The sequence below is a fragment of the Massilia sp. Dwa41.01b genome (assembly GCF_014171775.1).
GTDB lineage: Bacteria > Pseudomonadota > Gammaproteobacteria > Burkholderiales > Burkholderiaceae_D > Telluria.
On sequence record NZ_CP050454.1, the window covers coordinates 3833132 to 3859673 of the forward strand.

A 26542-nucleotide genomic window follows, 5' to 3' on the forward strand; every position below is an offset into this window, starting at 1 on the left:
GCACCGCACGGTCGCCGGCGCCACCCTGCGGCCAGGCCTGCGCGGTATCAGGCGTCGAGGTCGATCAGCTCGCGGCTGTACAGCACCAGGATCTGGCGCATCAGTTCGACGTTGCTGCGGTCGAGGATCACGACCACGTCGGGGCCCTGCTCCATCGTGAAGGCCATGCGCAGCTTGCCCGGCAGTTCACGGCAATTCAGGTAGAGCGCGCGTCGGTTCGCCGGATTGCGCCAGTCCTGCTCGGCGATGACGGGCGGTGCCGGCGGCGGTTGCAGGGTCGGGTCCTGGTTGACCGGCAGGTGCTTGAGCAGCCAGAACACGATACTTGCCGGAATATGCAGGCCAATGTCGGCGGCGCCCTGGTTGGAGAACTTGACGAGCAGCGAGTTGCCGACCTTGTCGCACGACATGGCCAGGCTTTTCACTTGACGAATGACCTCTTGTTTCACGACGATAATCCTTGCGGGTTGGTTGAAAAGGCGCAGCGATTCTACCCCATCCCCTGCACGATTTGTGTACGTTCGGAAATAAAACAGGGAGCTCGCGGCTCCCCGTTTCTTTCCTGCCGCACCGTCACGCGGACGGTGCACAAGCGCGTGGTCGCTTACTCTTTCGAGCCGCGGCTGCCGCCTTTCGACGAGCTGCGCGAGCTGCTGCCCGAGCCTGCGTTTGCCGACTGGCGGTTGCCATGGCTCATGCTGCCGGCGCGGCGCGCTTCTTCGGAAGTGAATTCGTGTGCAGTGCCTTTCTGGTGAGCGGCCTTGCCGCCCTGGCTGGCGATTTCGCGCTGGCGCTGCGGATCCATCGATGCGAAACCACGGTTGCGGGTGCCGCCACCAGCGCTCTGGCTGTTGGACTGGTTGCCGCCTTGTTTGTTGCCTTGATTACTCGAAGCCATGATCGTGTTCTCCCTGTTCACTTGTAGAACCGCCGCGTCGTGCGGCAGGCTTTCCCTCCACTCACCCGCTCTCATGCCGATGAGCGATCGGATGAATTCATCTTAGGCATGCGAATTAGATGAGGGTATAGGACGTTTTCAGATGACTTTGTAGGACTTTAGGCGAAAGAAAATGCATGAGTGAAATAGCGCTTCCCCTGATCAATATACCCATCAGTTTTAGTCCTACACACTACCGCTGCGTCTTCCTATACTGAACCCACACGTGCGCGCGCATCATGGTGGAATCATGGGGCAAAGATCAGGCTTCAAGCAATAGCCCGCCCGCGAAATCGTTTTTGAAAGGAACAGACATGGACGCGAACCAACGCAGCGAAATGAATAACCAGACGAATAACGGCGCCAACGAAAAGTGGAACAAGAACGCCAAGGGCAAGACCGCACCGGACGCCCCGCTCGACCACACCTATCCCCAAGGCGCATCGCAGCAGCAGGGCCACCAGGGCGTCGACCAGATGGGCACCCAGCAGAGCGGCATGGGGCCGGACGCGGCGGGCCGGGGCGAGCATTGGGAAATACCCGGCGGCTCGATGCAGTCGCAGCAGAACGGCGGCAGCGGCCCGGTCCAGGGGATTACCGACAGCCACCAGCGCCAGATGGAACAGCATTCGTCTGCCTATGGCCAGCTGGAGCAGCCGGTAGGCCGCCGTCCCGCCGGCACCGGCACCTCGCTCCTCGATCTGCAAGGCGAACGCGCAGGCCATACCGATGCCACCAACCGCATGAATCCCCAGGACGCGCGCCAGCCTGAACTGCAGGGCGGCTCGCTCGGCCACCATCATGGCGTGGGCATGTCGATGCAGTCCGATACCAGCGGCCAGTCGCAGCAGCGCGGCGGGTACAGCAGCGGCACGGGCAGCGCCGGCATGACGGGAGGTCCGGGCGCCGCGGGTGCCACATCGAGCACCGACCGCGGCGGCTCGCAGACAGGTGCCGGCGGACGCGAGACCGGTACCACGGGACGCCAGCCGCACGATCCGGGCACCAGCCTGCAGCAGGAACCGAATGCCGTGCGCGAATCGAACGAGGGACGCGGCATGCCGGCCAGCCCCGGCAACAACGACCCGCAGAACGCGAACGGCGGCTGGCGCGATGCGTCCGCTGCGCGCGCAGACGAAGACATCGTGCACGAATCGAACGACATGGCCGGCGGCCTGCCGCGCAGCCCGGGCAACACCGGTTCGCGCGGCGATGATCCGGGCTGGCGCGCCGGTGCCGGCGCCCAGCAGGACCAGCCCGGCGTGCACGATTCGAACGACGCCGCTGGTGGCTATCCGAAGAGCCCGGCCGGTGCCAACCGCCTGGCTGGCGACCGCAAGATGGACGACGACACCGGTTTTTCGCGCGGCTGACCAGGGGCGTGGCGGGCGCGCACGGCACATGTTGCCGGCGCGCCAGTGCGCCCTGCCGGGGCTGCGGCCGGTGCATCCCGTGCGTACCGGCTGCAGCAATTCCGCGCGCTCCGCCGTAGGACTGATCCTTCTCATTCAATGCAATGTCCCGTCGCGATACCGGCGACGGCGCGCGCGCTTGTCGTGGCACTGCCTGGCGGGTTCCCGAAAAAAACTGAGCCGTACTTGACCCAGCACAGCTAGGGGATGTAACCCAGGCGTTCCATACCTGTCCAACGACCATCGTCTTCGAGGATCGGTCAATGGCGGGCGCTACCGGCAACAATGGGCAAACACGCATCAGCACCGAACTCTGGCAGGTGCTGGCCCGGCACCGTCCACGCATTGCCGCCGCCGTCGGCCTGCTGTTGCTGGCGAAACTCGCCACCGTGGCGGTGCCGCTGCTGCTCAAGCGCATCATCGATGCCTTTCCCGCTGGCGCCATGCCGCTGCATTTGCCCGTTTACCTGCTTGCGGGCTATGCCGTACTGCGCTTTTCGGCAACGCTGTTCAACGAGTGGCGCGACCTGCTGTTCGTACGCGTCACGCTCGGCGCCGTCTCCGCCTACGCCCAGAAGACCTTCCGCCACCTGCATGCGCTCGGCCCGCGCTTCCATGCGCGGCGCAAGCTCGGCAGCTTGCTGCCCGACATCGACCGCGGCACGGGCGGCATCGCCTTCCTGCTCGGCGTCGGACTGTTCACGATCGTCCCCACCCTGGTCGAGATCATCCTCGTGCTGGCCATCATGCTCAGCCGCTACGAGGCCGGCTTCGCCGCCATCATCCTCGTCACCTTCCTCGTCTACACCGGCTTCACGCTGGTCTTCACCGCGCGCCGCGTCGTCTACCAGCGCCGCGTCAACAAGCTCGATTCGCGCGCCAAGGGGCAGCTGGCCGATAGCCTGATCAACTACGAAACCGTCAGGAATTTCGGCAACGAAGCCTTCGAGGCGGGCCGCTTCGCTGCCATCATGGACGACTGGCGCGGCGCCGGCATCGGCAACCAGCGCGCCCTGTTCACGCTGCACGTGGGCCAGAGCGCGATCATCGCCGTGGGCGTCGCCGCCATCATGCTGCTGGCCGGCCAGGTCGGCCGCTGGCGGGCCGCATGAGCGTGGGCGACCTCGTCCTGATCAATGCCTATGCGCTGCAGGTCTGCCTGCCCCTGAATGCCCTCGGCTTCGTCTACCGCGAGGCGCGCGACGCCTGGGTCAACGCCGAGCGCCTGTTCGAACTGCTGCGCGAGCGGCCGGAAATCCAGATGCGCCACAGGCGCCGCCGCTACGCGCCGGCCCCGGTGAAGTCGTGTTCGACCACCTGAGCTTTCACTACGAACCCGAGCGCCCGGTTCTGGTCGATCTCAACCTGCGCATTCCGGCCGGCACCACGCTGGCCGTGGTCGGGCGCAGCGGCTCGGGCAAGTCGACCCTGGCGCGCCTGCTGCTGCGCTATTACGAACCGTCCAGCGGGCGCATCCTCATCGACGGCCAGGACATCCGCGGCGTCACGGCGGCCAGCCTGCGCGCAGCGATCGGCGTGGTGCCGCAGGACACCGCCCTGTTCAACGACACGCTCGGCAACAACATCGCCTACGGGCGCATCGGCAGCACGCGCGAGGAAGTCGTCTTGGCCTGCCGCGCCGCCCAGCTGCACGAGCTGATCGCCGCCCTGCCGCAGGAGTACGACACCCCCGTGGGCGAGCGCGGCGTGAACATCTCGGGCGGTGAGAAGCAGCGCATTGCGATTGCCCGCGCCATCCTGAAAAATCCGCCCATCCTGATTTTCGACGAAGCGACGTCTGCACTTGATTCAGATTCAGAGCACGCGATCACGCAGGAACTCGACCGTTTGTCGCGCAATCGAACCACTCTCATCATCGCGCACCGGCTCTCGACGATCGTCAACGCCCACCTCATCGTCGTCATGGAGCGCGGCCGCATCGTCGAAACCGGCAACCACACCGAGCTGCTGCGCCGCAAGGGCTTGTACGCGAGGTTGTGGCTGCTGCAGCAGCGGATGGACGAGGACATGGTTCCAGGGGAGTAATTCAAAGCGTCTGGCAAAACCGCTATGGCAAGGCGGCGACGAAGACAGTACGACGGGTACGGCAAGGAGCTGCAACGCGGCGATGGCGGTTTTGCCGGCCGCTCTTAGTGGAGAGGAGCATGACCAGAACGACTTCTGCGACAACCAGCGGCACCATCCGCGTCTCGGTCGTGGTGCCCACCTGCGGCCGCATGGACCTGCTCGACCGCTGCCTCGATGCGCTCACCCGCCAGACGCTCGCGCCCGGCGCTTACGAGGTCATCGTCGTCGACGACGAGCCGAACCACAACACCCTGCACCTCGTGGCTGGCTGGCGCGCACGCACGCTCGAGCGCGGCCCGCGCCTGGTCTATCTGGCCAACGCCGGGACCCACGGGCTTGCCGCCGCCCGCAACCTCGGCTGGCGCGCGGCCCAGGCGCCGGTCGTCGCCTTTACCGGCGACGACGCCGTTCCCTCGGGTGCCTGGCTGGCCGAAGCGCTCGACCTGTTCAGCGACGACGTCGACGTCCTGTGCGGCGGCGTCGACGCGCCCCAGTCGGCGGCGCGTCATGGAGCGGCTCCGGCGCAGCCGTCCGTCACCCCGCCCACGCTGTGCCTGGCGAACTGTTTCTGCCGCAAGAGCGTGCTCGAAGCACTTGACGGATTCGACGAGCGCTTCTCGGAAGCCTGCCACGACGATGCCGACCTGCACTTCCGCCTGCTGGACGTCCATGCCCGCATCGTACACGCGCCGCAGGCACGGGTGGTACAGCCCGTGCTGCCCCCGCGCTGGGGCGAAAGCCTGGGGCAGGCACGGCGCGCGGTGTTCGACGCGCTGCTCTACAAGAAGCATCCACACCTGTACCGTGCCCACATCGGCGCGGCCCCGCCATGGGACGACTACCTCGCCACCGCCGCCCTGCTCGTCACACTTGGCGCCTTTCTGTTCCGGCATGACGCCATCGCGATCCTCGCCGGCCTGGCCTGGCTGGGGTTGACGGCGCGCCTGTGCCGGCGCCGCCTGCACGGCCATACCCGCGGCGCCACCCATGTCGCCGAGATCGTCGTCACCTCGGCGCTGCTTCCCCCACTGGCGGTGTTCTGGCGCCTTGCCGGCGCCATCCGCTACCGCGTCCGTTTCACCTGAGGCTCCCATGCGCCGACTCAATGTCCTGACCTGGCACACCCACGGCAGCTACCTGTACTACCTGTCGCAGACGCCGCACGAATTCTTCGTCCTGTCCAAGCCCGGCCGTCCCCCAGGCTACGGCGGACGCTGCGGGCATATTCCCTGGGGCGACAACGTGCATGACCTGCCCGTCGACGCTGCGCGCGACATGGAATTCGACTGCATCCTGTTCCAGGACGACCATCAATGGGAGCACGACCAGTACGCCTGGCTGACGCCGGCCCAGCGCGCGCTGCCGCGCATCTATCTCGAGCACGATCCGCCACGCGCGCATCCGACCGACACGCCCCACCTGGTCGACGACCCGAACGTGCTGCTGGTGCACGTCACGCCATTCAATTGCCTGATGTGGGACAACCGGCGCACGCCGACGCGCGTCATCGAACACGGGGTCCTGATTCCCGATGGCGTGCGCTACCTCGGTGGGCTCGATCGCGGCCTCGTCATCAGTAACCATCTCGGGCGCCGCGGCCGGCGCATGGGTCCGGATCTCTTCCTCGCTGCGCGCGAGCAGGTACCGCTCGACCTGATCGGCATGACCGCCGAGGAGCTGGGCGGCATCGGCGAAGTGCAGCATGCGCAGCTGCCCGCCTTCGCCGCGCGCTACCGTTTCCTGTTCAGCCCCATCCGCTATTCCAGCCTGGGCCTGGCCGTGATCGAGGCGATGATGGTGGGCATGCCCGTGGTCGCGCTGGCGACGGCCGAAATGGCCACCGTCATCGACGACGGCGCCAACGGCTTTGCCGATACCCGCGTCGAACGGCTGGTCGACTGCATGCGCGAATTGCTGCGCAGTCCGTCGCTGGCGCGCGACCTCGGCCAGGCCGCGCGACGCCGTGCCCGGGAGCGATTCTCGATCGACCGCTTCAGCGCCGACTGGGATGCCGCGCTGCGCCATGTCACAGGCCACATGGCGCCTGCCATGGTGGCCAGCCGGGAGCGCCCATGAAACTGAACGAACACCCCGTTCACCCGGTCGGCGGCGTCCTGCGCCGCATTGCCCTCGTCAGCGACCACGCCTCGCCACTGGCGGCGCCCGGCAGCGTCGATTGCGGCGGCCAGAACGTCTACGTGGCCAACCTGGCGCGCGAACTGGCGCTGGCCGGCTATCTCGTCGACGTCTTCACCCGGCGCGACGCGCCGGCGCAAAAACGGCTGGTTGCGCTGTCCGACAACATTCGCGTCATCCATGTACCTGCCGGACCGCCACAGCATGTGCCGAAGGAGCAGATGCTGCCCTACATTCCGCAGTTCGCCCGCTTTGTCGCCCGCTTCGCGCGCCGCCAGCAAGCCCCCTACGACATCGTGCATGCGAACTTTTTCATGTCAGGCATGGTGGCCCAGCACCTGAAGCAGGAGCTCGGGATTCCCTTCGTGATCACTTTCCATGCGCTCGGCCAGGTCAGGCGCCTGGCACAAGGCGCGGCCGACGCCTTTCCTCCGGCGCGTGCACGCATCGAAAGCGCCCTGATGCGCCAGGCGGACCGCATCATCGCCGAGTGCACCCAGGACCGCCTCGACATGGAGCAGCTCTACGGCGCAACGCCGGCACGCATCACCATCGCACCCTGCGGATTCGACCCCGAAGAATTGTGGCCGGTGCCCCAGGCCCAGGCCCGTGGGCGTCTCGGCCTGCCGCCCGATCGTTTCATCGTCCTGCAGCTCGGCCGCATGGTGCCGCGCAAGGGTGTCGACACCGTGATCCGGGGACTGGCAATGCTGCGCGAGCGCCACCATGTCGACGCCGAGCTGCTCGTGGTCGGCGGCGAACATGGCCAGCCGGGCGCCGCGAGCGACCCCGAACTGGCGCGCCTGCGCGCGCTGGCGCAGCAGCTCGGCGTGGAGGAGCAGGTGCGCTTTGTCGGACAGCAGCCGCGCGACGCCCTGCGCTACTACTACAGCGCCGCCAACGCCTTCGTCACCACGCCACGGTACGAGCCTTTCGGCATCACCCCGGTCGAGGCGATGGCCTGCGCCCGCCCCGTGATCGGTTCCGAAGTAGGCGGCATCAAGAGCACCGTGGTCGACGGCGTGACCGGCTTCCTGATCCCGTCGCGCGACCCGCGCGCCCTGGCCGAACGGCTTGCCCTGCTCGCCGCCGATCCGCCGCTCGCCAACCGGATGGGCGAAGAAGCCTGCGCCGCGCCTACCGGCACTACACCTGGCGCTCGGTCGCCCAGCAGGCCGCCGCCATCTACGCGGCGGTACTCGCCGAATACCGCGCAGCTACCCCAACCAGCCTTCCCACCCTCTAGGAGCCACCATGGGATCGACGCAAGACCTTCGCCAAACGCAGCCGACGCAGCCGACGCAGGACGCCGTCGCCGCCGGTCACACGCTGCAAGGCAAGACCGCCTTCATCACCGGGGCCGCCAGCGGACTCGGCGCAGCGCTGGCCACCGTGCTGGCCGCGGCCGGCGCCGCCGTCGTCGCCACCGACATCCGCCCGGCGCAACTCGACGCCAGCACCGAGCGCCTGCGCCAGGCCGGAGCGCGCGTACACACGATCGGCTTCGACGTCGCCGACCCTGAAGCGGCGCGGCGTGCCATCACGGAAGCGGTCGACACCATGGGCCGCCTCGACATCCTCGTCAACAATGCCGGCACCGATGTCACCCTGCCGATCGCCGAGCTGTCCGAGGAAGACTGGCTGCGCGTCATCGACACCAACCTGAACGGCCCCTTCCTGCTGGCCAAGCATGCCAGCGCCCACATGCGCGCACAGGGTGGCGGCCACATCGTCAATGTCGCCTCGACCGCCGCCAAGCGCGCCTGGCCGAATGCCTCTGCCTACCATGCCAGCAAGTGGGGCCTGCTCGGGCTGTCGCATGCGCTGCATGCCGAACTGCGTCCCCACAACATTAAGGTCACCGCCGTCATCGCCGGCGGCATGCGCACGCCTTTCCTGCTCGAGCGCTTTCCCGAACTCGATCCGTCGGCGCTGCAGGACCCCGTTCATGTCGCCCAGGCCATCCTGGCAGTGCTCGCCATGCCGCCCGAGACCGTGATCCCGGAACTGACCGTGCTGCCGATGCGCGAAACTTCCTGGCCCTGACATGAAGGCCATCTTTCTCGACAAGGACGGCACGCTCGTCGACAACCTGCCCTATAACGTCGAGCCGCGCCGCATTCGCCTGAGCAGCGGAGCCGGCCCGGCCCTGCGCCTGCTGGCACGGCTCGACTATCGTTTCTTTGTCGTCAGCAACCAGTCCGGCATTGCCGAGGGCCGCTTTCCGGAAGAGGCGATGGTGGCCGTCGGCGACCGCCTGACGGACCTGCTGTTCCGGGAAAACCTGACGCTCGACGGTTTCTATTACTGTCCCCACCATCCGGGCGGCACCGTGGCGCCGTATGCGGTCGAGTGCCATTGCCGCAAGCCCTTGCCGGGCCTGTTGCTGAAGGCAGCCGCCCTGCATGACATCGACCTGCGCGCATCCTGGATGATCGGCGACATCCTCCATGACGTCGAGGCCGGCAACCGCGCCGGCTGCCGCACGGTCCTGCTCGACAACGGCAACGAAACCGAATGGCGGCTGGGACCGCGCCGCGTCCCGACCCGGATGGCGCCCGACCTGTACGCCGCGGCTGTCCTGATCGCCAGCCACCATGGAGCCTGACTGATGGCCGACAGCGCAGTACTCGCCAGCATCGGGACCGGCTGCATGGCACTCGACAGCACGGCAATCCACGTCATCGGGCCCGATGCCCCGGGGTTCGATGGCGTGGCGCCCGACGACATCGCGTTCGATAGCGTCAGGCTCGACGGCGCGAGGACAAGATGACGACGCCATGGCACACCGCGCGGCACCTGCTGTGCGTCCGGCTCGACTCGCTTGGCGATGTGCTGATGTGCACGCCGGCACTGCGCGCCCTGCGCGCGCAATATCCAGGACGCAGGCTTACCCTGCTGACCTCGCCATCGGGAGCGGCGCTGGCCCCCTATCTGGCCGACGTCGACACCGTCCTTGCCTACGAGGCGCCGTGGATGAAGAGCAGCGCGCCGGAGACTCGGGAGCATCACCTCGCGCTTGTCGAGGCACTGGCGGCACAGCGTTTCGACGGCGCCGTGATCTTCACCTGCTACAGCCAGAACGCCCTCCCCGCGGCACTGCTGTGCCAGCTGGCCGGCATTCCCCTGCGCGCGGCCTACTACCGCGAAAAACCCTACCAGCTGCTGACCGATGGGATCAGCGACCCGGAACCGGGTACGCTGGTGCGCCACGAAGTGCAGCGCCAGCTCGACCTGGTACGCCACCTCGGTGCCGAGACCGCCGACGAACGGCTGGCATTCACGCCGAAGCGCGAGGATGTGGCTAAGGTGCATGCGCAACTGCGCGCAGCCGGCATCGACCCGGCCGGACGCTGGTTCGCTTTGCACCCGGGCGCCAGCGCGCCGGCGCGGCGCTATCCGCAGCGCCACTGGAGCACGCTGCTGCACGAGCTGCAGGAACGCATCGGCTGCCCACTGGTACTGACCGGTGGCGCGCACGAACTGGAACTCATCGAAGGCATCGCGCGCCCGGCCGGCGCACGTGTCTACTCCTTTGCTGGCCGCCTGCACCTGGGCGAACTCGGTGCCCTGCTGGCGCAGGTCTCGCTGGTCGTGAGCAACAACACGGGGCCGGCCCACATCGCCGCCGCCGTGGGCACCCCGGTGGTCGACTTGTACGCGCTGACCAATCCCCAGCACACGCCCTGGCGGGTGCCGAACCGGGTGCTCAACCACGACGTCGACTGCCGCTACTGCCACCGCAGCGTCTGCCCCCAGGGCCACCACGACTGCATGGAAAAGCTGGCGCCCGCCCTGGTGGCCGAGGCCGTGTGCAGCCTGCTGGAACAGACGGAGCCTTATCGTATCCGGGAACCAGCCCTCGGCTGAGCCCGGCATGGAGACGCGACGGCAAATCACGGCGAAGCCGCCGGGGCACGGCTACCAGGACCAGCGCCCCCGGTAGCCGACCTGCTTCACGCGGCCTGTCGCCGTGGCCCGCTTACTTGCCCTGCTTCGCCGCAGCGGGTGCGCTTGACGCGACAGCGCCGCGGAACAAGTCGAGCGGAATCGCATTCGCCATTGCCTGCATGCCGAGGTCGTTCGGATGCAGGTGGTCGCCGCTGTCGTAGGCCGGCAGCATCCGCGTCGGGTGGGCCGGATCGCGCACCACGCGCTCGAAATCGATGACGGCATCGAATTCGTCGCTGCTCCGGATCCAGTTGTTCACCGCCTGGCGCACCGTTTCCTTCTCGGGTGTGTAATACCCCGGGAACACAGTGCCTTCAAAGGGCGTCAAGGTCGCGCCGTAGACAGGAATGCCCTTGGCATGGGCACGCGCGATCAACTGGCGATAGCCGGCGATCAGGTCTTGCGCGCTGACCGCTTCGCTCGCCGGAATGGTACCGGTGCCCGGGTGGCCGATGTCGTTGATGCCGATCAGGACGATCAGGTAGCGCAAGCCGGCAGTCGCCAGGACGTCGCGGTCGAAGCGTGCCAGTGCAGCGCGGCCGAACAACGGCTGCTCGCCCGGATCGCGCAGCAGGCGGTTGCCGCCGATGCCGCGGTTGACGATGCCGAGACGGCCGTTCAGGGCGCGCAGCGCGGCGACAGCCCGGGCACCGGCCTGGTCGCGCGTTGTCTGCAGGCGCAGCGCCAGCAGGTCGGGCCAGCGGCGGTTGGCGTCGACGGTGGTGACGGCGCCGTCGGTAATCGAGTCGCCGAGCGCGACGATGGCACCGGCCCCGGGCGCGCTGACGTCCACTTCCGTCAGGAAGGGCCAGGACGTGGTGGTCCGCTGGGTCGGCAGCGTTTCGGCGTCGGTGAAGTTACCCGGCAGCGAAACATAATTGGTCTGGAAGGCGGAACCGTGGATGGTGGTGGCCTGCACCTGTCCAGGCAGGTACAGGCTCACGGCCAGGTCGGACAAGGCCGGCACGTCCAGGTCGACCGGGTCGGATAGCACCGGTGCCCCGGCGGGAATCGTGATCGATGGCGAGCCGCTGAAGGTCAGCACGCGGTCGGTGCCGGCAACGATCTGCGCACCGGCCCCGGCGCCGGTACTGCGGCGCGCGATATGGGCCGCACCGATCCGCAGCGGCGTCGCGCCGTGTTCGTTCGACACGCGGATGCGCACCTGGCTGCCGCCAATGCTGGTGTGGACGATCAGGCGCAGGGTCTGGTCGTTGAAGGTCTGCGTCTGCGCCGGCAGCGGCGGGCCTGCCGGGGCGGTCCCCCGGTGCCGACCCACTGCTGGCTGGGGTCCCGGGACTCGGCCCGCACCACGTTCGGCGCCGGGCAAGGCTCGACAGGGCAATTGCGCCCGCCGCCAGTAGCGCACGGCGCGTCCGCCGCAGTGCCGCCAGCGATTCGCTGCGCGGGCGTAGCAGTTCGGACAAGGACAGCAACATCGTCTTCATCTTGAGGCTCCTCGAGTTGGATGCCGCCAGCGCCGCGGGCGCGGTCTGCGACAGCAGGCACCAATCTAGCGAGCCCGGCTGTGCCAAACAAGCCGGCCGCGGCACCGATCCTTGCGCTGGATCGCACTCAGGAGGGAAAACTGATGAGTATCGGGAACTTTCTTTAACAAGCGCAATAAAGGACGGTCCGCGGACCTGGCGGCAGACTGGGCGGGCGCCGCGCGCCCAAACGAAAAAGGCCAGCTCGAGAGCTGGCCTATCCGATGATTCTGTTGGTCGGGGCGAGAGGATTCGAACCTCCGACCCCTTGCACCCCATGCAAGTACGCTACCAGGCTGCGCTACGCCCCGACTAGCCAGCAATTATACCTGAGGCAGAAATTTTTTCTCAGGTTTTTATGGTCCCTCAGGCAAGTTTCCCTCATGCCCGCGATCAAAATCAAGCCAGAACCGTTCCCCGCGTAGAGGAAGGCGGGCTCGGCGGCCTGCCTTCCCCAATCTCGCCTATTTCCACTCGCCCCGCAACACCTTTACCTGCTCGTACAGGTATTCCGGCGTTGCCTGCTGCGGCGGCACCGGCAGACCCACCGCCAGTGCCAGCTTCGAGCGCAGGCCGCGCGAGAATGAGCGCTCGAACAGGTTGCCCGGATCGCGGGTGAACACGCTGCCCCACAGGCCGCGCAGCGCCATCGGGATCACGGGCACCTTGTTGCGCTCGACGATCTTGGCGATGCCGCCGCGGAACTCGCTCATCTCGCCCGTGGAGGTCAGCTTGCCTTCCGGGAAAATGCAGACCAGGTCACCCTGGTGCAGCGCCTCGGCGATATCGATGAAGGCACGCTCCATCATGAACGGATCTTCCTTGGCCGGTGCGATTGGGATCGCCTTGGCGGTGCGGAAAATCCAGCCGAGCAGCGGCATCTTGAAGATGCGGTGGTCCATCACGAAACGGATAGGCCGGGGGCTGGCCGCGCCGATCACGATGGCGTCGACGTAGCTGACGTGGTTGCACACCAGCACCGCCGGGCCCTCGTCGGGAATGTGCTCGACATCGACGGTATGCACGCGGTGAATCGTGTGGATCAGCAGCCAGGCCAGGAAGCGCATCAGGAATTCCGGTACCAGCGAGAAGATGTAGACGGCCACCACCGCGTTCAGCAGGGCGGTGACCAGGAACATTTGCGGAATCGTGAAGCCCTGCCCCAGCAGCAGGATGGCGACGCCTGCGGCAGCCACCATGAACAAGGCGTTGAGGATATTCATGCCGGCGATCGTGCGCGAGACGTGCTTCGGGTCGCAGCGGGTCTGGATCAACGCGAACAGCGGCACGATGAAGAAGCCGCCGAAGACGCCGATCAGCACCAGGTCGGCAACGATGCGCAGCGTGCCCGGCAAGGCCAGCAGCGCGAAGGCGTCGACAGTTGCCGTGTTGGCGTAGGCCTGGCTCGCGAAATACAGGTCGATGCCGAACACCGACAGGCCGATCGAGCCAAAGGGCACCAGCCCGATCTCGACCTTGCGGCCCGAGAGCTTCTCGCACAGCAGCGAGCCCACGCCGATGCCGAGCGAGAACACCGTCAGCAGCATGACGAAGACGCTGTGGTCGCCGTGCAGGTAATCCTTGGCATACACCGGAAATTGCGACAGCATCAGGGCGCCGTAGAACCAGAACCAGGAATTGCCCAGCATCGACAGGAAGACCGTGCGGTTCTTGCTCGAGAAACGCAGGTTGCGCACCGATTCGGCCGCAAAATTCGGGGCAACGCGCAGTTCCGGCGCTGGTGCCGGCGAAGCCGGGATGCGCCAGCTTGCCGCCAGGCCCAACAGCGCCATGAACAGACTGGCCGCTGCCACCAGTTCGATGCCGAATGGCTTGTGCGCCACCAGCACGGCGCCGGCCACCTCGCCCAGCAGGATGCCGACAAAGGTGCCCATCTCGATGACGCCATTGCCGCCGACCAGTTCTTCCTGCTTCAGGTGCTGGGGCAGGTAGGCGTACTTCACGGGACCGAACAGGGTCGAATGGACGCCCATGCCGACCACAGCCGCGATCAAGAGCCACAAGGTATGGGTCAGCCAGCCGATGCCGGCAACGAGCATGATCGCCACTTCCAGCAGCTTGACGAAGCGCGCCAGCCTGCCCTTCTCGACCTTGTCGGCGATCTGGCCGGCCGTGGCGGAAAACAGCACATAAGGCAGGATGAACAGGCCCGGGATCAGGTTGTTGAGTAAACCCGGATCGAGCGTGGTCCAGGACAGCGCGTCATAGGTGAGCGCCACCAGCAGGGCCGTCTTGAACAGGTTGTCGTTGAAGGCGCCGAGGAACTGGGTCCAGAAAAACGGCGCGAATCGACGCTGGGACAGCAGGGAAAACTGGCTCGACTGGCTCATGCGATGGGCTGGAAATGAAGAGATGGATAATCTACAACAGCACCCGGGGTGGCACAATCGATATTGCCAACAAACATCATCGGCGCGCAACACTGCACCCGAAGTACCGCCCCTTGGCCCCTTCAAGGGCACCTCGGGCCAGGGAAGGCGCGTGCAGGATCGGCAGAACCGGACTGTTGATTCGCTTTGGAAACCCGTTTGACCACGCACAAAGGAGACGGCCGGCGCCGTTTATTGTGCACTGCAGCGTGAGTAGAATGCTCGGATGAATTCGCCCATCCTCCACACTATCCAGCTCGGCGCGCCTGACGCGCTGTACGACGACATCGAACACGCGCTGCTCGATCTCACCACCGCTTCGCTCGACGACGGCGCCTTGACTGGCGCCATCGTCGACGAGTTCGAAATCGACTTCCTGATCGGCGGTAGTCCCCCGCCGGGCTCGGGCTATTCCTGCTGAGCGCCCTGCCTTAGCTCAGCGTTTCCAGCCTGATCCGGGTTACCTTGCCGACGACGGACGCCAGCGCCTCGATCCGTTCGATGGCGGCGATGACGTTCTTCTCGCGCGTCTCGTGCGTGATCATGATGATGTCGGTGCGGGCGTCGCCACGCGTGCCTTTTTGCAGCACGGCGTCGATCGAAATACCGGCATCGGCCAGGATCCGGGTCAGGTCGGCCATAACGCCGAGCTGGTCGTTGACGTACACGCGCAGGTAGTAGCTGGTCGTGATGTCCGACATCGGCAGGATCGCCACGTCGGTCATCTCGTTCGGCTGGAAGGCCAGGTGCGGCACGCGGCAATACGGGTCGACCGTGGCCAGGCGCGTCACGTCCACCAGGTCGGCGATCACGCTTGATGCGGTCGGTTCGGAACCCGCACCCTTGCCATAGTAGAGGGTGGAACCGACGGCATCGGCCTCGACCAGCACCGCGTTCATCGCGCCTTCGACGTTGGCGATCAGGCGCTTGGCCGGGATCAGGGTCGGGTGCACGCGCAGCTCGATGCCCTCGACGCCGTCGACCTTCGCCCGGCGCGTGATGCCGAGCAGCTTGATGCGGTAGCCGAGCTCTTCCGCGTAGCGAATGTCGTCCGCCTGCAGCTGGCTGATGCCCTCGACGTGGGCCTTGTCGAACTGCACCGGAATGCCGAAGGCGATCGCCGACATGATGGTCAGCTTGTGGGCCGCGTCCACGCCCTCGATGTCGAAGGTCGGGTCGAGTTCGGCGTAGCCCAGGTCCTGGGCCTGCTTCAATACCGTATCGAAGTCCAGGCCCTTGTCGCGCATCTCGGACAGGATGAAGTTGGTCGTGCCGTTGATGATGCCGGCCACCGATTCGATGCGGTTCGCGCTCAAGCCTTCGCGCAGCGCCTTGATGATCGGTACGCCGCCGGCCACGGCCGCCTCGAAGGCCACCATCACGCCCTTCTCCTGAGCGGCGGCGAAAATCTCGTTGCCGTGCAAGGCCAGCAGCGCCTTGTTGGCGGTCACCACGTGCTTGCCGTTGGCGATGGCGCGCAGCACCAGCTCGCGCGGCAGCTCGTAGCCGCCGATCAGCTCGACGACGATGTCGATGTCGGGGCTATCGACGACGAGATAGGGGTCGTCCACGACCTGGCAGCTGCCGCCGGTGATGCGCGCGGCGCGCTCGACGTTGCGGGCGGCAACCATGCGGATCTCGATGCCGCGGCCGGCACGGCGGCGGATGTCTTCGCCGTTGCGCTGCAGGACGTTGAAGGTGCCCGCACCGACGGTGCCGATGCCGAGGAGGCCAACTCTGATGGGTTTCATGGTCATTCGCATAAGTGCTAGCGTGCGTGGCGCCGGCGGTAGCCGTCGAGGAAGCGGGCAATGCGGCCGCAGGCGTCGCCCAGGTCGTCCGAATTGGGCAGGAAGACGAGGCGGAAGTGGTCGGGCGAGGTCCAGTTGAAACCCGTACCCTGCACCAGCAGCACCTTCTCGTCGCGCAGCAGTTCGCAAATGAACTGCTGGTCGTCGGCGATCGGGTAGAGTTTCGGATCGAGGCGCGGGAACATGTACAGCGCCGCCTTCGGCTTGACGACCGAGACCCCGGGGATGTCGGTCAACAACTGGTAAGCGAGGTCGCGCTGTTTCAGCAGCCGTCCGCCAGGGCCGACCAGGTCGTTGATGCTCTGGTAGCCGCCCAGCGCGGTCTGGATCGCGAACTGGCCCGGCGCGTTCGCGCACAGGCGCATCGAGGCCAGCATGTTCAGGCCATCGATGTAATCTTTCGCGTGGCGCTTCTCGCCCGAGACCACCATCCAGCCGGCACGGTAGCCGCAGGAACGGTAGTTCTTCGACAGGCCGTTCAGGGTGACGAACAGCACGTCGTCGGCGAGCGAGGCGATCGACTCGTGCTGATGGCCGTCGTACAGCACCTTGTCGTAAATTTCGTCGGCATAGACGATGAGGCTATGCTGGCGCGCCAGTTCGATGATGTCGAGCAGCACTTCGCGCGGATAGAGCGCGCCGGTCGGGTTGTTCGGGTTGATGACGACGATGGCGCGCGTGTTCGGGGTGATCTTGCGGCGCATGTCGGCGATGTCCGGCATCCAGTCGGCGCCCTCGTCGCAGATGTAGTGCACGGGCGAGCCGCCGGCCAGGCTGACGGCCGCCGTCCACAGCGGATAATCGGGCGCCGGCACCAGCACCTCGTCGCCATTGTTGAGCAGGCCCTGCATCGCCATCACGATCAGTTCCGAGGCGCCATTGCCCAGGTAGATGTCGTCGATGCCGACACCGGCAATCTTCTTTTGCTGGGTGTAGTGCATCACCGCCTTGCGCGGTGCAAACATCCCCTTCGAATCGGTATAGCCGGCCGCGCCGTGCATGTTGCGGATCATGTCCTGCATGATCTCGTCGGGCGGATCGAAACCGAACACGGCCAGGTTGCCGATGTTGAGCTTGATGATCTTGTGACCGTCATCCTCCATCTGGCGCGCCTGCTCCAGCGCCGGCCCGCGGATCTCGTAGCACACGTCGTCGAGCTTGTTCGATTTCAGGATCGGTCGCAAATTGTCACCCCTCGGTTGCCCGCGTTTTGTACGCGCTGGTTGCCTGCATTGTTGCAGTGCGAAAAATACCATTCTGCCGAAAGCGCAGGATTTAAGCAACCTTGCGGCGGGCGAGCACGCCCACAGGGCCGCGCTACTGGAATCTTGGCGAAAAGCTTACAATGGCAGCCCATCTTGCCACCCTGCCCGACTGCGAGCCACGATGAAGCTTCACTCCGACAACACCCAACAATACCAGACCATCACCGGCTACGATGCCTCCGGCGTCGAGGTCAATGCCCAGCGGTTCAACCACAGCCTGCTCGTGATGCCGGAAACGCCGCCGCGTGCCTGGGACGTGCGCCGTTTCGAAGACCTCGAAGCGCGCCACTTCGAACAGATCGCCGCCGACAACCCGGATGTCGTCATCCTCGGCACCGGCGAGCGCCAGCGCTTCGTGCATCCGCGCCTGACGGCCAGCCTGTCGGCGCGCCACGTCGGCGTCGAATCGATGGACAGCCAGGCTGCCTGCCGTACCTATAACGTGCTGATGGGCGAAGGCCGCAAGGTGACGCTGGCCCTGATCCTCGAAGGCAGCGCAGCCGGCTGAACCGATATGCTGCCTCCGCTGATGGTTCCCTATTGAAACTTTCGCGCTTCGTCCTCATATCGGAACAGCCATTGACAAGTTGACATGCTAGACTGGCAGCGTCGTCGATGGCCGATTATGATGACGGGCATGCGGGATGGTACGAGGCCGATCCCGCTCCCCGAATCTGTTCAATCCAGCCCCGATACCAGTCAGGAGAACCCCGTGGCCGTCAGCCCCAGCGCAGCAACCGTAGAGAACTTTTCCGCCGCCATGACCGGCGACCAGACCTTCCAGCTCGGCGGGCGACCGGCCAAGTACACGGTGCTGTATTTCTATCCCAAGGACAATACCCCGGGCTGCACCACCGAGAGCATCGCCTTCCGCGAGAAGCACGAGGAATTCAAGGCGGCCGGGGCCGAGGTCTATGGCATCAGCCGCGACTCGCTGCGTTCGCACGAAAACTTCAAGTCCAAGCTGGGCCTGCCTTTCGAGTTGATCTCCGACCCCGACGAACTGGTCTGCAACCAGTTCAATGTCATGAAGATGAAGAGCATGTACGGCAAGCAAGTACGCGGGGTCGAGCGCAGTACGTTTGTCGTTGACGCTCAAGGCAGATTGGTGAAAGAATGGCGTGGGGTGAAAGTCCCCGACCACGTCGACGAAGTGCTGGAATTCGTGAAGCGCCAGCCCTGAATGCTGGCCCCAGACGCACAACTTGCTGGTCCATACCTTCATTTTGAGTCAACCCGTTTTATCTCAGCATCCATCAATCTGGGAGCCTGCCAGGCCGGCCCCACCGGCCCTGGCCCGCGCCCCGCAATCTGTACCCAGTTGCATCGAACCCGCCCGGCAGCGTGTCCCGCGACCCGCTGGCGCGAGGCGTCCTCCACTTTTTTAGATTGAGAACCTGATGCCACTACCAAAAATGCCAACCCAGCCGGCCACGCTGCTGCCGGTGAACGATTACCCGAAAGCCGAAGCCGGCAAGTCTCCCGTGCGCGCCGTTGCCGCAGCGGCGGTCGAGGCTGATCCGGTCGAAGACCTCATCAGCGGCAAGGCCGTGCCTGCCGCCAAATCCAGCCGCGCCCGCAAGGGCAAGGCCGCGCCGCTCGCCGCCGTGCCCGCCACCACCCCGGCACCGAACGCCCGGCAAGCCGCTCCCGAACGCCCGGGTGGCCGCCAGGACACCCTTGCCAAGCTCAAGGAAAGCGACATGGGCGAGCCGCATCCGGTCAAGCACAAGCCGGTCGAGGTCAACGTCAAGTCCTCGGCCAGCCGCAAGGCCGACCGCGCCGGCGGGACCAAGGTCTTCGTGCTCGACACCAATGTCCTGATGCATGACCCGACCTGCCTGTTCCGCTTCGAGGAGCACGACGTCTACCTGCCGATGATGACGCTCGAGGAACTCGACGACCACAAGAAAGGCATGTCGGAAGTGGCGCGCAATGCCCGCCAGGTCTCGCGCACGCTCGACGCCCTGATCGCCGACATCGACGACGACGCCATCGAGGCCGGCATCGAGCTGGCCAAGCTGGGCAACAAGGATGCCAAGGGCCGCTTGTACTTCCAGACCAGCCTGCTGAATGGCCCCACCCTGCCTGAAGGCCTGCCGGTCGGCAAGGCCGACAACCAGATCCTCGGTGTCGTAAAAGCCCTGGCCGCCGAGCGCGCGAACCGTGCCATCGTGCTGGTGACGAAAGACATCAACATGCGCATCAAGGCGCGTGCGCTTGGCCTGGCCGCGGAAGACTATTTCAACGACCACGTACTGGAAGACACCGACCTGCTGTACTCGGGCATCGTCCAGCTGCCGGACGACTTCTGGGACAAGCACGGCAAGGACATGGAGTCCTGGCAGGAAAACAAGAACGGCAACAGCGCCACTTTCTACCGTGTGACCGGCCCGTTCATCCCGAGCCTGCTGGTGAACCAGTTCGTGTTCCTCGAGCCGTCCGGCGGCGAAGCACCGCTGCAGGCGCAGGTGCGCGAGATCAACGGCAAGACCGCCGTGCTGCAGGTGCTGCGCGACTACAGCCACACCAAGAACAGCGTCTGGGGCATCACCGCGCGCAACCGCGAGCAGAATTTCGCCCTGAACCTCCTGATGAATCCGGAATGCGACTTCGTCACCCTGCTCGGCCAGGCCGGTACGGGTAAAACCCTGCTGGCCCTGGCCGCGGGCTTGGCGCAAGTGCTGGAAACGAAGCTGTATAACGAGATCATCGTCACCCGCGTGACGGTGCCGGTCGGCGAAGACATCGGCTTCCTGCCGGGTACCGAGGAAGAAAAGATGTCGCCGTGGATGGGTGCTTTCGACGACAACCTGGAAGTGCTGAACAAGTCCGACACCGACGCCGGCGACTGGGGCCGCGCAGCGACGCAGGACCTGATCCGCTCGCGCATCAAGATCAAGTCGCTCAACTTCATGCGCGGCCGTACTTTTGTGAACAAGTTCCTGATCATCGACGAGGCGCAGAACCTGACGCCGAAGCAGATGAAGACCCTGGTCACCCGTGCCGGTCCCGGCACCAAGATCCTGTGCCTGGGTAACATTGCGCAGATCGACACGCCTTACCTCACCGAGGGGTCGAGCGGCCTGACCTATGTGGTCGACCGCTTCAAGGGCTGGGCCCACAGCGGCCACGTGACCCTGGCACGCGGCGAGCGTTCGCGCCTGGCAGACCACGCGAGCGACGTGCTGTAAGCCGTTTCGCGTCCGCGAAAACCTGCGCGCCGCAAGGCCCGCAGGTTTTTTTACGCCCGCAGCAGATGCGTAACGTAGGGTGGGCACTTGTGCCCACGCGTTATGTCGGCTGAGCAGTAACGTAGGGTGGGCACCCGTGCCCACGCGGTACGCCGGCTGAGCAGTAACGTAGGGTGGGCACTCGTGCCCACGCGGTATGTCGGCTGAGCAGTAACGTAGGGTGGGCACCCGTGCCCACGCGGTACGCCGGCTGAGCAGTAACGTAGGGTGGGCACTCGTGCCCACGCGGTATGTCGGCTGAGCAGTAACGTAGGGTGGGCACTTGTGCCCACGCGGTACGTCGGCTGAGCAGTGTTTCGGTCCAGTCAAATCCGGATTCGCCAGCGTCCCGGCTTGCGCTCCAGGACCTCACCCGTCATCGGCCGAGACCGCGTGGGCACGAGTGCCCACGCTACGGCACTGCTGTCGACCGTCTCGCCTATGCATGGCATTTGATGCAGATGGTTGCATGCAGGCAACTAGTCGACGAAACTTTGTGTCTTCCGGGTCCGCATGTGCGCCCGGCCTTTCCACCGTTCTCGACCGAGGAAATCGCATGGACACCTTCATTCAAGAGGTCACGCACAGCTTCAAACGCCTCGCGCAGCCTTACCGGCTGCTCGTCTGGTGCACCTTTGGCATCCTGCTTGCGAACCAGGCACTCAACCTCGGCCGTGAGATCGGCCAGATGGCCTACTGCCTGACCCACTAACAGGGGCGATCAGTACTGCAGGGTGGGCACGGGTGCCCACCCTACGGAACAGCAAACAAAAACGCCCGGCACATGGCCGGGCGTTTCCACGTTCAAACGAACGCAATTACATGATCTGCTTGCCGATCCACCAGGCCACGGCCGCCATGAAGGCCGAGGCCGGAATGGTGAAGACCCATGCCCAGACGATGCTGCCGGCCACGCCCCAGCGCACGGCCGAGGCCTTCTGCGAGGCGCCGACGCCGACGATCGCGCCGGTAATCGTGTGGGTGGTCGAGACCGGGATGCCCCAGAAGCTCGACATCAGCAGCGTCATCGCGCCGCCGGTTTCGGCGCAGAAGCCGCCCACCGGCTTGAGCTTGGTGATCTTCTGGCCCATGGTCTTGACGATGCGCCAGCCGCCGAACAGCGTACCGAAGCTGATCGCCGCATAGCACGAGATGATGACCCAGGCCGGGGGATGCGCGTCGGCCGCATTGACATAGCCGGCCGCGATCAGCAGCATCCAGATGATGCCCATGGTCTTTTGCGCGTCGTTGCCGCCGTGGCCCAGCGAATAACCAGCGGCCGAGATCAGCTGCAGGCGCCGGAACCAGACGTCAACCTTGCGCGGTGTCGACTTCACGAAGATCCATGCGACCAGCAGCATGATGATCGATCCGAGCACGAAGCCCAGCAGCGGTGCGATGACGATGAACAGCACGGTCTTGGAGAGGCCGCCCGACACGAGGGCGCCGGTGCCGGACTTCGCCACTGCCGCGCCCACCAGGCCGCCGATCAGCGCGTGCGAGGACGAGGACGGGATGCCGTAGTACCAGGTGATGATGTTCCAGACGATGGCCCCGACCAGGGCCCCGAAAATCACGTACTGGTCGACGATGTGCGGGTCGATGGTGCCCTTGCCGATCGTCTGCGCCACCTTCATGTTGACGACGAAAATCGCCACGAAGTTGAAGAAGGCAGCCATGGCGACCGCGCTCTGCGGCTTCAGCACGCCCGTCGAGACGACGGTCGCGATCGCGTTCGCCGAATCGTGGAAGCCGTTCATGAAGTCGAAGATGAGCGCCAGGACCACCAGCGTACCCAGCACCCACAGGCTGATGTGTAAAGTTTCCATGTTTATTTTTGTTATGCGGAAGCTTACGCGTTCTCGACGATGATGCCTTCGATGATGTTCGCCACGTCTTCGCAGCGGTCGGTGACGGTCTCGAGGATCTCGTAGATCGCCTTCATCTTGATCAGGTTGCGCACGTCCGGTTCGTCACGGAAGAGTTTGCTCATGGCGGCGCGCATGACATGGTCGGCGTCCGATTCCAGGCGGTCGATCTCTTCGCAGATGGCAATGATCTTCTGGGCGTTGCCCATGTCGTGCAGCATGGCGACGGCCGCCTGCACGCGTTCGCAGCAGGCCAGGCACAGTTCGGCCAGGCGCTTCGCTTCCGGAGTCACAGCGTGCAGGTCGTACAGCGAGATGGTCTGGGCCGCGTCTTCCATCATGTCGAGGATGTCATCCATGCGGGTGATCAGCTTGTGGATGTCGTCGCGGTCGATCGGGGTGATGAAGGTCTTGTGCAGCAGGTCGACGCAGGCGTAGGTGATCTTGTCCGCCTGTTTTTCGATGCTTTCCACCGCATGCGTGCGGTTTTCCAGGTCGTCGAAGTTGGTCATCAGGCCAACCATCTCGTGCGCACCTTTCACGCACAGCGCGGCGTGCTGGTTGAACAAATCAAAAAACTTGCCCTCGGTGGGCATCAGGCGTCCAAACATGTATTTCTCCGTTGTAAAACTCTTGGGACTGCGGGGGCCGTGGACCAGTCGGTCCCGGCGACGCAATATCGGCTTAGTCGCCCTGGTAGACGGCGAGGTTACCGCTGTAGTTACCGAACTTGGTGTACTGGCCGATCCAGGTCAGGCGAATCGCGCCGATCGGACCGTTACGCTGCTTGCCGATGATGATCTCGGCGGTTCCCTTGTCCGGCGAATCGGGGTTGTACACCTCGTCGCGGTACAGGAAGATGATCACGTCCGCATCCTGTTCGATAGCGCCCGATTCGCGCAAGTCGGACATCACGGGCCGTTTGTTGGGGCGTTGTTCCAGCGAGCGGTTCAGCTGCGACAACGCGATCACCGGGCAATGCAGCTCCTTCGCCAGGCCCTTCAGCGAACGCGAGATTTCGGAGATCTCGGCGGCGCGGTTGTCGCCCGGCTGGCTGCCCTGCATCAGCTGCAGGTAGTCGACGATGATAAGGCCGAGCTTGCCACACTGGCGGGCCAGGCGGCGCGCGCGTGCGCGCATCTCGATCGGGTTCAGTGCCGGCGTCTCGTCGATGTAGAGCTGGGCATCGTTCATCTTCTGGATGGCGTGCGTCAGGCGCGGCCAGTCCTCGTCGTTCAGGCGGCCGGTGCGCAGGCGGTGCTGGTCGAGCTGGCCGACCGAGCCGAGCATACGCATGGCCAGCTGGGTGCCGCCCATCTCCATCGAGAACACGGCCACCGGCAGGCCCGCCTCGATCGCGACGTTCTCGCCGATGTTGACCGAAAACGCGGTCTTGCCCATCGACGGACGGCCGGCGACGATCACCAGGTCGCCCGGCTGCAGGCCGGAGGTCATGCGGTCGAGGTCGATGAAGCCGGTAGGCACGCCGGTGATCTCGCCCTGGTTCTCGCGCGAATACAGTTCGTCGATGCGTTCGACAACTTGCGTGAGCAGCGGCTGGATCGGATTCCAGCCTTGGGCGCCACGCGCGCCCTGCTCGGCGATGGCGAAGATCTTCGATTCGGCTTCGTCAAGCATCTGCTTGACTTCCTTGCCTTGCGGATTGAACGCGTTACCGGAAATTTCGTCGGCGACGGTGATCAGTTTGCGCAGCACGCCGCGGTCGCGCACGATTTCCGCGTAGCGGCGGATGTTGGCGGCGGACGGCGTGTTCTGCGCCATGGCATTCAGGTATTGCAGGCCGCCGACATCGTCGGCTTTGCCGAGCGACACCATGGCCTCGTAGACCGTGATCACGTCGGCCGGCTTGCCGCTGTTAATCAGACGCACCATCTGTTCGAAGATGATGCGGTGGTCGTAGCGGTAAAAGTCGTCCGCGTGCATGAAGTCGGCAATACGGTCCCATGCCGCATTGTCGCGCAGGAGACCGCCAATGACGGACTGCTCTGCTTCGATGGAATGCGGGGGGATGCGCAGCGATTCGATTTGCGGATCTGCGGGGGTATTCATGGCGGGCATTATACCTGCTCCGGTCATCCGGCTGAAATAATTGGCGAGTTTCCGGGCATAAAAAAAGCCGGGCGAACCCGGCTTTTTCCATATTACAACAGATGCAACTTGTTTGTTACTTAGGCAGCTTCACCCACGACAGCGATCGTGATTTCCACGACGACGTCGGTGTGCAGTGCGACGGCAACAGGGTGCTCGCCGGTGGTCTTCAGCGGGCCGGTCGGCAGGCGCACTTGTGCCTTTTCGACTGCGAAACCTTGCTTGGTCAGCGCTTCGGCGATGTCGAAGTTGGTGACCGAACCGAACAGACGACCGTCAACGCCGGCTTTCTGGGCGATGGTGATGGTCATGCCGCTCAGCTTGTCGCCTTGGGCTTGCGAAGCGCCCAGCTTTTCAGCAGCGGCTTTTTCCAGCTCGGCGCGCTTGACTTCGAACTCGGCCACAGCGGCCTGGGTTGCGCGGCGGGCCATCTTTTGCGGGATCAGGAAGTTACGTGCGTAACCGTCCTTGACCTTGACGACGTCGCCCAGGTTGCCGACGTTAACAACTTTTTCCAAAAGGATAACTTGCATATTTTTCTCCAGGAGTTTCTGATCTGTACGACGGGGATTAACCGTGGTGCAGGTCGGTGTACGGCAGCAGCGCGAGGTAACGTGCGCGCTTGATCGCGGTGTCGACCTGGCGCTGGTAGTGCGCCTTGGTACCGGTCAGGCGTGCCGGCATGATCTTGCCGTTTTCCTGGACGAAGTCCTTCAGGGTGTCGACGTCTTTGTAGTCAACCTGTTCCACGTTTGCAGCGGTGAAGCGGCAGAACTTCTTGCGCTTGAACAGCGGGTTCTGCTGTTTGCGCTTGAGTTTTTCTTTAGCTTTGTTTTTGTCGAACTTTTTACCGAATGCCATTTTGAGGCTCCTGTATATCTAAATGGTGGGCCGCTGTGAAATTAAGCGGCGGCACTGAAATCAATGATGTGAAACACCAGGGCTTTGCTGTTGCGATTCTTCCTGGCCAAAAATCCCGTGAACTGGTGGGCGGAGCCCAGCTCGGCGCCGGCGAAGCGTCCGGAGATTTCGCCCGCGGCAAACGCGGCAATCTCGAACTCGACCAGCCGCTCTTTCCCCGCTTCGACCTGCTGCGAACTGTGCATCAGGATGGCCGAAACAATCGGCACGCCGGCCGGGGTAAAGCGCAGTACGTCGCGTTCAGCGATGGTAGCGACGACTTGTAACTGGTTCACTTCTTTGGGCGCTCTTGCGAGCGTTCACGATTCCTGGCGAAAGAAATTAGGCAGCAGCTGGGGCCGGGGCTGCAGCAGCCGGGGCTTCTGCGCGGTGGCTCTTGGCTGCGTCTTCGCGCTGGACCGACTTCATCATTGGCGATGGAGCGGTTTCAGCTTTCTTCATCTTCACGGTCAGGTGACGCAGCACGGCATCATTGAACTTGAATGCGGTTTCCAGCTCGACCAGGGTCTCGTTGTCGCACTCGATGTTCATGCAGATGTAGTGTGCCTTCGGCAGCTTCTGGATCTGGTAAGCCATCTGGCGACGGCCCCAGTCTTCCACGCGATGGATGTTACCGCCGCGTGCGCTGACGCTGGCCTTGTAACGCTCGATCATCGCCGGGACTTGCTCGCTTTGGTCCGGGTGGACGATAAAAACGATTTCATAATGACGCATGCAACACTCCTTGAGGACGTTTAAACAAATGCCCACCTCGGCGTCAAGACGAGTGTGGGAAGGGAAAGCCGGCAATTATAACGTGAATACGCTGCCCGCGCAATCGCCGGGCAGCGTCGCCTCCCCGCGACATCCTGCCGGGCAGAAATAAGAAAAAAGCGTAGGTTTCCCTTGCATTTGGCCGAGTACTGTACAAAAATACAGGTTGAATCGATAACCC

At 64.7% G+C, this 26542-nt stretch carries 28 protein-coding genes, 1 tRNA gene and 1 pseudogene; 16 read left to right on the plus strand and 14 right to left on the minus strand.

The features are described from left to right. Positions 1–47: 47 nt before the first annotated feature. Both G4G28_RS17625 and G4G28_RS17630 read right to left on the minus strand, forming a co-directional pair. Positions 48–449: a hypothetical protein gene (locus G4G28_RS17625; protein WP_229425166.1), complete on the minus strand. Its 402-nt coding sequence runs from the start codon at positions 447–449 to the stop codon at positions 48–50. 155 nt (positions 450–604) lie between these two features. Continuing rightward, positions 605–898: a KGG domain-containing protein gene (locus tag G4G28_RS17630; protein ID WP_182989268.1), complete on the minus strand. Its 294-nt coding sequence runs from the start codon at positions 896–898 to the stop codon at positions 605–607. Between the two features lie 353 nt (positions 899–1251). Between G4G28_RS17630 and G4G28_RS17635 the strand changes: the two genes are divergently transcribed. From G4G28_RS17635 to G4G28_RS17675, 11 genes and pseudogenes are all read left to right on the plus strand, one after another. Next, on the plus strand, positions 1252–2310 hold the full coding sequence (locus G4G28_RS17635) for a hypothetical protein (protein ID WP_182989269.1): 1059 nt from the start codon (positions 1252–1254) through the stop codon (positions 2308–2310). 302 nt (positions 2311–2612) lie between these two features. Next, positions 2613–3461, plus strand: coding sequence for an ABC transporter transmembrane domain-containing protein (locus G4G28_RS26670; protein WP_229507702.1), 849 nt, complete (start codon positions 2613–2615; stop codon positions 3459–3461). Next, the gene (locus G4G28_RS26675) at positions 3458–3670 is read left to right on the plus strand and encodes a hypothetical protein (protein ID WP_229507703.1); all 213 of its coding nucleotides are present in this window, start codon (positions 3458–3460) and stop codon (positions 3668–3670) included. The genes G4G28_RS26670 and G4G28_RS26675 overlap by 4 nt, the downstream gene beginning before the upstream one ends. Continuing rightward, positions 3655–4395 (plus strand): ATP-binding cassette domain-containing protein, encoded by a 741-nt coding sequence (locus G4G28_RS26680; RefSeq protein ID WP_229507704.1) that lies wholly within the window; start codon positions 3655–3657, stop codon positions 4393–4395. The genes G4G28_RS26675 and G4G28_RS26680 overlap by 16 nt, the downstream gene beginning before the upstream one ends. A 119-nt stretch (positions 4396–4514) precedes the next feature. Next, positions 4515–5522 (plus strand): glycosyltransferase, encoded by a 1008-nt coding sequence (locus G4G28_RS17645; RefSeq protein ID WP_183107650.1) that lies wholly within the window; start codon positions 4515–4517, stop codon positions 5520–5522. Between the two features lie 7 nt (positions 5523–5529). Then, entirely contained in the window at positions 5530–6513 is a 984-nt protein-coding gene (locus G4G28_RS17650; RefSeq protein ID WP_182989271.1) for a glycosyltransferase family 4 protein, read from the plus strand. Beyond that, positions 6510–7640 (plus strand): annotated as a pseudogene (locus G4G28_RS17655) (glycosyltransferase); the annotation flags it as partial. The gene G4G28_RS17650 and the pseudogene G4G28_RS17655, both read left to right, overlap by 4 nt. A gap of 187 nt (positions 7641–7827) precedes the next feature. Continuing rightward, a complete protein-coding gene (locus G4G28_RS17660; protein ID WP_182989272.1) occupies positions 7828–8619 on the plus strand; it encodes an SDR family oxidoreductase in 792 nt (263 codons plus the stop codon). 1 nt (position 8620) lies between these two features. Continuing rightward, positions 8621–9181, plus strand: a complete 561-nt coding sequence (locus G4G28_RS17665) for an HAD-IIIA family hydrolase (protein ID WP_182989273.1) — start codon at positions 8621–8623, stop codon at positions 9179–9181. Between the two features lie 3 nt (positions 9182–9184). Next, on the plus strand, positions 9185–9346 hold the full coding sequence (locus G4G28_RS17670; RefSeq protein ID WP_182989274.1) for a hypothetical protein: 162 nt from the start codon (positions 9185–9187) through the stop codon (positions 9344–9346). Next, positions 9343–10443, plus strand: coding sequence for a glycosyltransferase family 9 protein (locus tag G4G28_RS17675; protein ID WP_183107651.1), 1101 nt, complete (start codon positions 9343–9345; stop codon positions 10441–10443). The genes G4G28_RS17670 and G4G28_RS17675 overlap by 4 nt, the downstream gene beginning before the upstream one ends. 112 nt (positions 10444–10555) lie before the next feature. Here the strand turns inward: G4G28_RS17675 and G4G28_RS17680 are convergent, their stop codons facing one another. The 3 genes from G4G28_RS17680 to G4G28_RS17690 all read right to left on the minus strand — a co-directional run bounded on the left by G4G28_RS17680 (position 10556) and on the right by G4G28_RS17690 (position 14362). Then, positions 10556–11803 carry an SGNH/GDSL hydrolase family protein gene (locus G4G28_RS17680; RefSeq protein WP_229507705.1) on the minus strand — a complete coding sequence of 416 codons (1248 nt, stop codon included), beginning with the start codon at positions 11801–11803 and terminating at the stop codon, positions 10556–10558. A 442-nt stretch (positions 11804–12245) separates the two neighbouring features. Beyond that, a tRNA-Pro gene (locus G4G28_RS17685) sits at positions 12246–12322 on the minus strand. A 153-nt stretch (positions 12323–12475) separates the two neighbouring features. Further along, complete coding sequence (locus tag G4G28_RS17690; RefSeq protein WP_182989275.1) at positions 12476–14362, minus strand: MFS transporter; 1887 nt, start codon at positions 14360–14362, stop codon at positions 12476–12478. Between the two features lie 265 nt (positions 14363–14627). On the opposite strand from G4G28_RS17690, the gene G4G28_RS17695 reads away from it, so the two are divergent. After that, on the plus strand, positions 14628–14822 hold the full coding sequence (locus G4G28_RS17695) for a hypothetical protein (RefSeq protein ID WP_182989276.1): 195 nt from the start codon (positions 14628–14630) through the stop codon (positions 14820–14822). Positions 14823–14832: 10 nt separating this feature from the next. On the opposite strand, the gene G4G28_RS17700 is transcribed toward G4G28_RS17695, so the two are convergent. Continuing rightward, on the minus strand, positions 14833–16152 hold the full coding sequence (locus G4G28_RS17700) for a homoserine dehydrogenase (protein WP_182989277.1): 1320 nt from the start codon (positions 16150–16152) through the stop codon (positions 14833–14835). Between the two features lie 17 nt (positions 16153–16169). Further along, entirely contained in the window at positions 16170–17396 is a 1227-nt protein-coding gene (locus G4G28_RS17705) for a pyridoxal phosphate-dependent aminotransferase (RefSeq protein WP_182989278.1), read from the minus strand. Positions 17397–17598: 202 nt separating this feature from the next. Between G4G28_RS17705 and G4G28_RS17710 the strand changes: the two genes are divergently transcribed. The 4 genes from G4G28_RS17710 to G4G28_RS17725 all read left to right on the plus strand — a co-directional run bounded on the left by G4G28_RS17710 (position 17599) and on the right by G4G28_RS17725 (position 21422). Further along, positions 17599–17985: an Mth938-like domain-containing protein gene (locus G4G28_RS17710; RefSeq protein ID WP_182989279.1), complete on the plus strand. Its 387-nt coding sequence runs from the start codon at positions 17599–17601 to the stop codon at positions 17983–17985. Between the two features lie 252 nt (positions 17986–18237). Further along, positions 18238–18660, plus strand: a complete 423-nt coding sequence (locus tag G4G28_RS17715) for a peroxiredoxin (RefSeq protein WP_229425654.1) — start codon at positions 18238–18240, stop codon at positions 18658–18660. 217 nt (positions 18661–18877) lie between these two features. After that, on the plus strand, positions 18878–20671 hold the full coding sequence (locus G4G28_RS17720; protein WP_182989280.1) for a PhoH family protein: 1794 nt from the start codon (positions 18878–18880) through the stop codon (positions 20669–20671). Positions 20672–21266: 595 nt separating this feature from the next. Further along, complete coding sequence (locus tag G4G28_RS17725) at positions 21267–21422, plus strand: hypothetical protein (protein ID WP_182989281.1); 156 nt, start codon at positions 21267–21269, stop codon at positions 21420–21422. Between the two features lie 106 nt (positions 21423–21528). Here G4G28_RS17725 and G4G28_RS17730 read toward each other — a convergent pair whose 3' ends face one another. The 7 genes from G4G28_RS17730 to rpsF all read right to left on the minus strand — a co-directional run bounded on the left by G4G28_RS17730 (position 21529) and on the right by rpsF (position 26322). Then, on the minus strand, positions 21529–22539 hold the full coding sequence (locus tag G4G28_RS17730; protein WP_182989282.1) for an inorganic phosphate transporter: 1011 nt from the start codon (positions 22537–22539) through the stop codon (positions 21529–21531). 23 nt (positions 22540–22562) lie between these two features. After that, positions 22563–23189 (minus strand): DUF47 domain-containing protein, encoded by a 627-nt coding sequence (locus G4G28_RS17735; protein ID WP_182989283.1) that lies wholly within the window; start codon positions 23187–23189, stop codon positions 22563–22565. A gap of 73 nt (positions 23190–23262) precedes the next feature. After that, positions 23263–24648 carry a replicative DNA helicase gene (locus G4G28_RS17740; RefSeq protein ID WP_182989284.1) on the minus strand — a complete coding sequence of 462 codons (1386 nt, stop codon included), beginning with the start codon at positions 24646–24648 and terminating at the stop codon, positions 23263–23265. 119 nt (positions 24649–24767) lie between these two features. Beyond that, entirely contained in the window at positions 24768–25220 is a 453-nt protein-coding gene (rplI, locus tag G4G28_RS17745; RefSeq protein WP_182989285.1) for a 50S ribosomal protein L9, read from the minus strand. A 37-nt stretch (positions 25221–25257) separates the two neighbouring features. Continuing rightward, positions 25258–25548 (minus strand): 30S ribosomal protein S18, encoded by a 291-nt coding sequence (gene rpsR / locus G4G28_RS17750; protein ID WP_091874943.1) that lies wholly within the window; start codon positions 25546–25548, stop codon positions 25258–25260. A gap of 41 nt (positions 25549–25589) precedes the next feature. Beyond that, positions 25590–25883 carry a primosomal replication protein N gene (priB, locus tag G4G28_RS17755; protein WP_182989286.1) on the minus strand — a complete coding sequence of 98 codons (294 nt, stop codon included), beginning with the start codon at positions 25881–25883 and terminating at the stop codon, positions 25590–25592. Between the two features lie 46 nt (positions 25884–25929). Next, entirely contained in the window at positions 25930–26322 is a 393-nt protein-coding gene (gene rpsF, locus G4G28_RS17760; protein ID WP_182989287.1) for a 30S ribosomal protein S6, read from the minus strand. Between the last annotated feature and the right edge of the window lie 220 nt (positions 26323–26542).